This window comes from Bacillus sp. LR--39 (genome assembly GCF_053613335.1).
Genome location: NZ_JBSIOT010001598.1, coordinates 1 through 518, shown reverse-complemented (window position 1 = coordinate 518; position 518 = coordinate 1). Strand labels below are relative to the sequence as shown.

Genomic DNA, 518 nt, shown 5'->3' with positions numbered 1-518 from the left:
ACGCTGGCTTGCCGCTTCAACTTTACCGCCAAGGTAATGAGTCATCAGCTGCATGCCGTAGCAAATTCCCAAAACAGGAATATCAAGCTCGAAGATTTTCTCGTCACAGCGGAAAGAATTTTCATCATACACACTGTTTGGACCGCCGGATAAAATAATTCCTTTTGGATTCATTTTTTTAATTTCTTCAGCCGTCAATGTATGTGGATGCAGCTCGCTGTATACACCGAATTCACGGATACGGCGTGTAATCAGCTGGTTATACTGACTGCCGAAATCAAGGACAAGAATCATTTCATTCACTAACTTTGTCATGGTTGTCACCTAATCTCCTCTAAGTTTTTTGACACAGAAAAAAACGAGGACAGATATGAAGCTCGCTCCGCCCTCTTTGGCAAGGCCGTTTGCCGGAGTCAGGCCAACTCGCTCCCAGACTCCGATAATATTCACTAATTCTAACAACACGTCGATAAGCGGTCAAGACCATCTTCTTTTAATTAAATTTTCCCATAACTCTC

Annotated in this window: 1 protein-coding gene; it reads right to left on the bottom strand. The window is 43.1% G+C overall.

Annotated elements, in window-relative coordinates; genetic code table 11:
- The coding region (locus ACWHAR_RS32010; protein WP_452089041.1) for a glutamine amidotransferase-related protein at positions 1 to 315 on the bottom strand (315 nt) is incomplete at its 3' end.
- Positions 316 to 518 lie beyond the last annotated feature (203 nt).